The following is an 8,822-nucleotide window of genomic DNA, read 5'->3' on the forward strand; positions in this document are numbered from 1 at the left end:
GCCGTGCACGATCGGCGTTTTCAGACCGGCCAGCAGCGCAGCCGCCCGGTCCGTGTGGATCGGGTTGTGATCGCCGGAGACGACCGCGAACGCGCTCATGTCGACCGGCGCGGTCATCTGGACGTCACGGCGCCTGCGGCGCGGGGTGTCGGTGGCGTTGTCGGTGATCGCTCCACCGGCGCGCGGCGGATCGCTCAACTCGACGGCGCCGGTGCGGCCGCGGATCGCAAAGCGCTCTTCCAGGGTGGCCAGAACGACGCCCTCGGAGTCGGCGATCGAAACGCTGACCGGGACCACACGTCCGACCTCGGTATCCGTTGCCGCCAGAGCAGTTGCGGTGACCGACAATCGAGACTTCTCCGCGGGCATCTTCTGCAGAAGATGAGCCGCGTGATCGAGGTGCACCAGGCTCAGCAGACCCTCGACGACGGGGAAACCGTCGTCGGTCAGCGCCGAACCGATGGCCGAGAACACTGCCGGCCAGCACAAGCCGACGAGGGCGTCGGGCACCAGCGTGAGCCCGGGCGCCAGAGGCGCGCCGAACGTCGCCGTGACACCGGTGTGGTCGGCGACCTTCTCCGGATCCCACTCGACGGACACTGCGGCGACGTTGTTGTCCACTGGCGGAAGCGAATCCGGACCGTCAGCACCGGCGGCGATGGCCAGCACCGAGCGCATCGCCGCGGACGCGTCCTCGACACTGACGATGGGCATGCCGCCGTCGACCGTGCAGGACGGCAGCGTAAACCGGATGTTGATCCAGATGTCGGACAGCGGCACGCTGAGCGTGGCGAAGCCCTCCCCTGCCAGTTCCAGCCGGGCACCCGTGCCCGGATGCGTCGCACTGGGCTTTCCGGGCACGTCGTTGACCTGCCACTCGCTCGGCTCACCGATGCGGTGCACCGGGTTGATCGCGGTGCGTCCCGCCCAGAGGACGTCAGGGGAATCGAGCACGACCGCAAGTGGACCGGTGACGTCGGCGCGCGCCTGGCGGCGCGAGACCACGGCGACCGGCTCGGAGCCGGCGGCCACCACACGATCGACGATCGCCTGCTCGAAGCGGTCCAACAGCTCGCCGACGGGCTCGTCGACCCGGGTGATGCCTGCGACGGCTTCGGTGCCCGGGATGATGCACACCTGATCGGCGCTGTAGCGCGCGTCGTGGGCCTGCCACAGCGAGTCGCTGCGCCACCAGCGCCGCACGTCCTTGTCGACGACCGGCACGAAGTTGACGGGCTTGCCCGGCTTCTTGCACAGCGTCACGAAGAACGGCACATCCGCAGGATGCAGCTTGACGGTCTCCGCATCCGCGTAACGGTTCAGCAGAGCGGCGATGGCCTGGTCCGGATTGTCAAGCAGCGCTTGACCTTCCGGGCTCGCATCGAAGAGGGATTCGATCGGGCCGAAGTCCTTCTCGTGCAGCCGCGACTCGGTGCGCTTGAGCATCTCCTCGAAGCGTTCCCGCCAGGTGTCGGCGAGCCACGGGCTGCCGGGCGCGGCGGTGTCGGCGGTGGTGTCACCGTCGCCGATGGCCAGCTCGATGTAACGCTGCAGCCACGTCAGGTAGGTCATGTCACCGATGTCGCCGAAGTACGGCTTCGCGGTGGCGGCCATCGCGGCGATGATCTCGTCGCGGCGCTCGGCAACGGCGTCGGCGTCGCCGGCGACCTCGTCGAGCAGGCGGCCGCAACGCGACGCGGTGTTGTCGATCTCGTGGATGTCGGCGCCGAGCTGACTGCGCCCACTGGCCATGCCGTTGATGGCCCTGCCCGCCCCGACCCAGGTGTCGGTGCCCGTCGTCTCGACGAGGAGCTGCTTGACCGCGGGCGACGTCGTCGCCTCTTTGGTGGCCATCGCGGCGGTGCCCACCAGGATTCCGTCAACCGGCATGGCGGGGAACCCGTACCTCTTCGCCCACTCGCCGGACAGGTACTCGGCTGCCCGCTCTGGGGTGCCGATGCCGCCGCCGACGCAGATCGTGACATTGGTGTACTTGCGAAGCTCGCCGTAGGTAGCCAGGAGCAGGTCGTCGAGGTCTTCCCACGAGTGGTGCCCACCGGCGCGGCCACCTTCGATGTGGACGATGACGTCCCTGTTGGGCACCTCGACCGCGATCTTGATGACGGACTTGATCTGGTCGACGGTGCCCGGTTTGAACACCACGCTGGTGATGCCGACGGTGTAGAGCTCCTCGATCAGGTCCACAGCCTCTTCGAGGTCCGGGATGCCCGCAGTGACGACCACGCCGTCGATCGGCGCACCCGACTGCCGGGCCTTCTGCACCAGGCGCTTACCGCCGACCTGCAGCTTCCACAGGTACGGATCGAGGAACAACGAGTTGAACTGGATGGCGCGGCCGGGTTCGAGCAGCTGGGTGAGCTCAGCGATGCGTGCATCGAAGATCTCCTCGGTGACCTGCCCGCCGCCGGCCAGCTCGGACCAGTGTCCGGCGTTGGCCGCCGCGGCGACGATCTTGGCGTCGACGGTCGTCGGGGTCATGCCCGCGAGCAGGATCGGCGACCGCCCGGTGAGGCGCGTGAACTTGGTCGAAGCCTTGACCGAACCATCGGGCAGGGTGATCGCCGTGGGCGCGTAGCTCGACCATGCGGGTGCGATGGCCGGTGCGGCGCCGACGGTGAACAGGCTGCGCTGACCCGCACGGGTGGCGGCAGGCACGATGCCGATGCCGAGTCCTCGGATCACGGGTGCCGTCAGACGTGTCACGGTGTCGCTCGGACCCAGGTCGATGATCCACTTGGCGCCCGCCGCGGCGAGGCCCTCGACCTCGGCGACCCAGTCGACCGGCTTGACGAAGATGATCTCGGTCAGTTGACGTGTCAGCTCGGGGTCCAGGCCGGTGCGCGCTGCCCACTCGTTGACGAGATCGACGCCGCTGGCCAGCCGCGGCGTGTGGAACCCCACCTCGACGTTGAGCTGGCTGAACACCGGGCGGAAGACTGCACCACCGCGCAACTTGTTCTTGCGCTCGGCTTCCTCTTTCTCGGTGATCTTCTCGCAGTAGAGCTCGAAGCGGGCCAGCTGCTCGGGGGTCCCGGTGATGACCACCGAGCGCCTGCCGTTGCGGATGGACAGCGCGGGCGGAAGCACGGTGCGAACGTCCTGGGCGAACTCGTCGAGCAGCTCGGCCACCCTGGTGGGGTCGACGTTGGTCACCGACACCATGGGCGATTTGTCGCCGCGGCCGACCATTCCGCAGCGGCGCGAGACCAGCGATCCCGCCGCGCCGATCAGCTGTCCGATGGCGAGCAGCTCGACGTCGCGGGTTCCTCCGGCCTTGAGCGACTCGACCGCTGTGACGCCCTGCGAGTGGCCGGCGATCGCCACCGGCGGGTGACCGGTGAGGTCGAGCCCCTGGCGCTTGAGCGCCCGCATGGCGGCCATCTGGGTGAGCAGGATGCCCGGACCCGAGATCGCGGCGGTGGTGAGATCCTTGACGGCGGGCAGCGGCTCGTCGGCGGCCAGCGCGCGGATCCACTTCATCGGTTCGAAGCCGATGGGACGCACCACGACGAGTTCACGTGCCAGCGGTTCCAGCAGCAGCTCGGCCTCGCCGACGAGCGCGGTGATCTCGGATTCGATCCCGGCCGAGTTGACGAGCTCCTCGAGGTTCTCCAGCCAGGATCCACCCTGACCGCCGAACGCGACCGCGTACGGCTCACCGGAATGCAGTCGATCGACGAGAGCATGCGCCCCGGTCAGAGGTTCGAAGACCTCGTTCTTCTCGGAGCCGTTGTCTCCGGCGGTGGTGGCACGGTGCTGGTCGTGGATCGTCACGTGGTGTTGTCTCCCTCAGTGGTCGCGGTTTCGCGCGTCTCGCTTGTGGTGGGCTGTCGTGGGTGCCGGCCTGCACTCCCGGGTGGGGCCATTACGATTCGGCGTCGAATCCGGCTGGTCTCGTCCGCGACCTCGAGGTGCCGTCGGGAGTTCGAACACTCCGACGCATTTCTCACAGTCTGCGGTGGATTCTCCAGCCGTACTAAGAGTGTCATAAGAGACTGCTCCATTGTGGCTGCCTGAATGGTTACTGGCGAGTTCTACGCACGGGTAACAGCGATTGCATAACATCCGCCTCGTGACGACCCAAAGTCTCGCGGGACAAATGTCCTGCATGCAGGTGGTTACGGTCGAGTAGGCAAGAACTGCTGATCAAGGCAGTATTGTTACGCAATCGTTATCTGATAATTTGCGTTCGCAACACGTGGTTCTCAGGGGCCCGGGGAGTCGACAACTCGACCGCGAGTGTCTTGACAGGTGTTTTCGCGATGTGTCCAAGTTTGCTGCGCAAACTTACTTGTCAGTAGATTCAGTCTCCCTGACAAAAATTCGGCATGAGGACGGGTTGGCAGCGGCGCGGACACCGGCCACTTTGTGCCTGTCGGTCGCCCACCGGCCGGACGCGGGGCCGGCTGCGCGACGCGTCCGGGTGAACCCCGGTTGTGCCGCCAGGACATACCCGCCCCGTCTTTCCTGTAGTGCCAATCGATGGTTCTCGAGTTGGCGGGGCGGTTCACTCGGCCTTCTTGGTCTCCCATGCCCCGGTCAACAGGATCCCCGCTGGGGAATCGACAGCCGCGGTCATCATGAATCGACGAACAGCCTTGTCGAAGCGGGCGAGCAGTGCCTTCTCCCCGAGGGCCCGGTGATTCTGGACGACTTGCCGCAACTCGTCGGTTTCGTCATGCCTGGACAGGTAGTTCGTCCTGACCCGCATGTGCTGCGATTCCGTCAGGCTCGTCACGAAGGCCCTCGCCAGATCATCGAGCGCATCATCGGCCGCCTCGATGAACTTCAGCAGCGCACGGATGTACTTCACCCGATCTGGTGACCCGGTCAGGGCATCCCCGGCGGTGCCGTCGACCATCACCAACCTGCCCCCCATGATCTCGGCCATGCCGTAGCGGACCAGCTTTCGCGCCTCCTCGGAATCCGGGTCGAGCCCGAGCGATTTTCCCCGGTCGTCGGTCGAATTCGTCCGGGGGCCCAGCATGGCCCGCTGTAACCCCAGGATGTCCGCAAGGTCGGAGCCCTGGCGCATGCTCGTGAAGAACTCGGCGATGTGTGTCGAGGTGAAGCCCTTGGCGAGCAGTTCGCTGATCGTGTTGAGCTGGGACAGGTGGTAGTCGTCGTAGAGGGCGGACCGCCCCACCCGCCGGGGAGGGTCGAGCAGCCCCCTTTCCCGGTAGGCGCGGATGTTGCGGGCGCTGACACCGGACACCCGCGCCAGATCCTGCAGTCGATACTCAGCCACGGCGGCGCCCCCGGGAGAGCCCGATGGGCTCGAAGCCGAAACAGTGCATGAACTCACTCTAGCGACATGCGCAACACTTTGAGCGAAATCTCGAGGCCTTGAGATTTCGGTCGACAGATTGCACTTCCAGCAGATCTATCAGCGAAGATTCAGAATGGTGAATCAAAAGATCTACGGCGTCGTTCGATTTCAGCCAACTTTGGGTACGCCGTGGCCCAACTCGACGACGCAGCCGCCCGTCGATGTGAATTGGCGGCCGAACGCCGAGGTACGGGATCATTGACGTGCGCCCTGCGCTCGCAGGACATTAAGACAAAGTACGAGAGGCTTCGCGTGCGTCCGTGGATCGTGTGGGCGACCGGTCTTCTGGCATACATCGTGGCCGTTCTGGACCGCACCACGCTGGGTGTCTCGGGCCTGGCCGCGGCCGACCGATTCAGCGCCGGGGCGACCCTGCTGTCGACTTTCGTCGTGCTGCAGGTCGTCGTGTACGCCGGCGCCCAGGTGCCCGCCGGATTGCTGCTCGACCGGTTCGGATCCAAGGCACTGATCGTGTCGGGCGCGGCGTTGATGGCTTCAGGGCAACTCGTTCTGGCGTTCACCGAATCGCTGCCCGCGGCCCTCGCCGCGCGCGCGGTCGTCGGCTTGGGCGACGCCGTGACGTTCATCTCGGTGCTTCGACTCGTGCCACTGTGGTTCGACGTGCATCGGGTTCCCCTGGTGACGCAATTGACCGGAATCTGCGGACAGCTCGGACAGGTGCTCTCAGCCGTGCCGTTCCTCGCGGTGCTGTCCGCCTCGGGTTGGTCGGTCGCCTACGCATCGGTGGCGGCACTGGGTGTGCTGTCGATCCTTTTGGTCCTGCTGCTCGTCAAGAACAGCCCCGACGGCGCCGCGGTCACCGAAGAGGCGATGTCCGTCCGCGAAACATTGAAGAACGTCAAGACGGTGTGGTTGCGCCCGGGCACCCGGCTGGGGTTCTTCACGCACATGGGCACCCAGTTCTCGGTGACGGTGTTCGCGCTGATGTGGGGGGTGCCGTATCTGACGGTGGCGCAGGGGCTCTCGCCCGGGGTGGCCGGAACCCTGCTGACCGTGTCCGTCGTCGCCGCGATCTCCTCCGGTGTTTTGGTGGGCATCTTCACCGGACGGCACCCACATCGGCGCTCCCGCCTGGTCCTGGCCATCATCGCCAGCAACGCTCTGGTGTGGACGGTGATTCTGGCGCTTCCCCACAGAGCGCCGCTGTGGCTGCTGGTGGTGCTGATCGTGGTGATCTCGGTCGGAGGGCCGGGTTCGATGGTCGGCTTCGACTTTGCGCGCACCTTCAATCCCAGCGCCACGCTGGGCACCGCTCAGGGCATGGTGAACATGGGTGGGTTCATTGCGTCGCTGCTGCTGATGCAGGCGATGGGATTGGTGCTGCAAGCTGCAGGCGGGATGTCGTTCGAATCCTTCCGGCTCGCGTGGGCCCTGCAGTACGCGGTCTGGGGCCTCGCGGTCGTCGGAATCCTGATCACCAGACACAAGACGCGCAAGCTGCTGCGCCTCGAGAACGACCGGATCCTGCTGGAGGCCGTCGGAGAACTCGAACGCTGAGCCGCGTGCCGGGCAACGACCACGTCCGTGCGGCGAACAGCCTCGGCCTGGCATGACCGCCCTCGCGATACTGTTCGCTCATGGGAATGGCGGTCGGCGTGGTGTTGGCGGCCGGGCTGGGCACCCGGGTGGGCGCCGACGGCAACAAGGCCTACCTGCCACTGTCCGGGCGCAGCATGCTGGTCTGGTCCCTGGACACCCTCTCGACCGTGTCCGACGTCGGGCGAATCGTCCTGGTGTTCCGCAAGAGTGAGTTCGAGGCCGCCCGGGACAGCGTCGAGCGCGAATTGCCCTCCGCGCGAGTGGAACTCGTCTCGGGGGGCGACACCCGGCACGCCTCGGAGTTCAATGTGCTGCAGTACCTGGCCCCCGACATCGAGTCGGGGGCGGTTGACGTGGTCGCCATCCACGATGCCGCACGACCACTGGCCGGCCCGGCGATGTTCCGGACCGCGATCTCGGTCGCGCGCGAATTCGGTGGGGCGCTGCCGGCACTGCCCATCGTGGGGCTCGCACGGGCGGGTGCAACCGGTCTGGAATCCGTCGCGGATCGTGGCCCCCTGGTCCGGGTGCAGACGCCGCAGGCGTTCCGGGCGCGGGAACTGTTGCTCGCCTATCGCAACGCAGTGCGCGACGGCTTCGAAGGCACCGACACGGCGTCATGTGTCGAGCAATACACCGACCTGCAGGTCCGCACCTTCCCGGGTCAGGCCGTCAACCTCAAGGTCACCTACGCGCGGGATATCGCCATCGCTCAGCGTCTTCTCACCGACCTGCGATGACGGCAGCGAGATAGTCTGCGTCACCCGGCAATTCGACGCTCAGCGCCTCGTCGTCCCCGTCGATCAGGGTCAGTGGGATTCCTGCCGTCAAGGCCGCCTCGAGTTCGTCGAACGAACCCGTATCGGCTGGTCGCACCAGCATTGCCAGCACATCGGCGGCAAACCCACGGGGATACTGCACGGTGCGCAGAAGCGAGCGCTCCTCGGTCGCCGTCACCACGCCGAGCGCGTCGACCGCCTTGACGCTGTCGGTGACCGGCAGGACGGGCATGACCGCGACCGAACCGTCCTGCAGTCTCGCGACGATCTCCTTCAGAGTGTCGGCCCCCACCATCGGCCATGCGATGTCGTGCAGCACCACGTGACCGTTGGTGTCGACGGCCCGCAACCCAGCCGCCACACACCGCGCCCGATCACCCGGCGCTTCGGCCTCGACCACTCGCACCCCGGAAAGATCCTGTCCGACAAGGACTTCAACGGCGAGCGCGGCGACCGGCCGACTCGCGGCCACCACCACGTCACCCACCTCGACGAGCGCCTGGACGACCCGAACCAAAGGCGACAGTCCCGCGACAGGGACGAAGACGGCATCGCGGCGCTCGGCGTACTCAACCGGTAGAGGCACAACGGCCGTCATACTCACGGCGCTGAGGCTATACCGCTAGACCGGGTCGAACGACGCGATCAGCCAGGCGCCGTCGATCTTCTCCAGGCCCACCTTGACGCTGCTCGCTGCGAATGCCCCGTCGGGGTTCTCCTGGCTGGTGGTCGTCTGGTTGATGAACACCAGGACTTCAGCGGCGTCCGGCTCGATCTCCGACACCGCAGCCCGCACCACCGACGCTGCGGTTTTGACGGACTTCTCCCTGGCCGCCGGAGTGACGATCTGTTCGGTGAATTGTGTGTAGTACGAGAGAAATTCACCGGTCAGGCGAGCCTTGGCGGCCGCGAAATCCTGGTCCAGGGACTCCGGCGAATACGACAGCAGGGCAATCGTCCCGCTGGTCGCAGCGTCGAGGGCGACCTTGGATGCCGCGGCGTCGGTCTGCTGATCCGGCCGGTACTGGTTGACGTACAGCCAGCCCGCCAGTCCCGCCGAGGCGACCAGCGCCGCAGCGAGCAGGACCGCCGCTACCTTGCCACCCACTCCCCGCCGCGCCACCCCGGGGACG

General features: G+C 66.6%; 6 protein-coding genes. 2 read left to right on the top strand and 4 right to left on the bottom strand.

Annotated features, from left to right (window positions below):
* Together WA965_RS20935 and WA965_RS20940 are read right to left on the bottom strand one after the other, a co-directional pair.
* Positions 1-3,795: fatty acid synthase subunit beta domain-containing protein (locus tag WA965_RS20935; RefSeq protein ID WP_526448028.1), on the bottom strand; the 3,795-nt coding region annotated here is incomplete at its 3' end.
* Positions 3,796-4,528: 733 nt separating this feature from the next.
* A complete protein-coding gene (locus tag WA965_RS20940; RefSeq protein ID WP_526295440.1) occupies positions 4,529-5,269 on the bottom strand; it encodes a MerR family transcriptional regulator in 741 nt (246 codons plus the stop codon).
* A 333-nt stretch (positions 5,270-5,602) separates the two neighbouring features.
* Between WA965_RS20940 and WA965_RS20945 the strand changes: the two genes are divergently transcribed.
* Both WA965_RS20945 and WA965_RS20950 read left to right on the top strand, forming a co-directional pair.
* The gene (locus tag WA965_RS20945) at positions 5,603-6,868 is read left to right on the top strand and encodes an MFS transporter (protein ID WP_526295438.1); all 1,266 of its coding nucleotides are present in this window, start codon (positions 5,603-5,605) and stop codon (positions 6,866-6,868) included.
* Positions 6,869-6,948: 80 nt separating this feature from the next.
* The gene (locus WA965_RS20950) at positions 6,949-7,650 is read left to right on the top strand and encodes an IspD/TarI family cytidylyltransferase (RefSeq protein WP_526295436.1); all 702 of its coding nucleotides are present in this window, start codon (positions 6,949-6,951) and stop codon (positions 7,648-7,650) included.
* On the opposite strand, the gene WA965_RS20955 is transcribed toward WA965_RS20950, so the two are convergent.
* Positions 7,634-8,287 carry an IspD/TarI family cytidylyltransferase gene (locus WA965_RS20955; protein WP_526295444.1) on the bottom strand — a complete coding sequence of 218 codons (654 nt, stop codon included), beginning with the start codon at positions 8,285-8,287 and terminating at the stop codon, positions 7,634-7,636. The genes WA965_RS20950 and WA965_RS20955 overlap by 17 nt on opposite strands.
* 24 nt (positions 8,288-8,311) lie before the next feature.
* On the bottom strand, positions 8,312-8,822 hold a 511-nt coding region (locus tag WA965_RS20960; RefSeq protein WP_526448029.1), incomplete at its 5' end, for a hypothetical protein.

It is taken from the genome of Mycobacterium sp. (genome assembly GCF_049683935.1).
Taxonomy (GTDB): domain Bacteria; phylum Actinomycetota; class Actinomycetes; order Mycobacteriales; family Mycobacteriaceae; genus Mycobacterium.

Excerpts from the sequence above, each read along its gene's own strand:
- WA965_RS20955 (WP_526295444.1), bottom strand. The coding sequence starts at position 8,287 with ATGACGGCCGTTGTGCCTCTACCGGTTGAGTACGCCGAGCGCCGCGAT.
- WA965_RS20950 (WP_526295436.1), top strand. The coding sequence starts at position 6,949 with ATGGGAATGGCGGTCGGCGTGGTGTTGGCGGCCGGGCTGGGCACCCGG.